Source organism: Flavobacterium sp. FlaQc-57 (assembly GCF_044007395.1).
Lineage (GTDB): Bacteria > Bacteroidota > Bacteroidia > Flavobacteriales > Flavobacteriaceae > Flavobacterium.
In genome coordinates, this window is sequence record NZ_JBIPDA010000022.1 from 1 (window position 1) to 255 (window position 255).

A 255-nucleotide genomic window follows, 5' to 3' on the forward strand; every position below is an offset into this window, starting at 1 on the left:
GATAACATCTCCTCTTAACCTTCCAGCACCGGGCAGGTGTCAGGCCCTATACTTCATCTTACGATTTTGCAGAGCCCTGTGTTTTTGATAAACAGTCGCCTGGACCTCTTCACTGCGGCCCTGTATTACTACAGGGCGACCCTTCTCCCGAAGTTACGGGTCTATTTTGCCTAATTCCTTAGCCATGAATCTCTCGAGCACCTTAGGATTCTCTCCTCAACTACCTGTGTCGGTTTACGGTACTGGTACTAATTA

The 255-nt window shown here is 48.2% G+C and carries 1 rRNA gene; it reads right to left on the reverse strand.

Features of this window, described 5'->3' with window-relative positions:
• Positions 1-255 (reverse strand): 23S ribosomal RNA (locus ACHRVZ_RS21435); the annotation flags it as partial.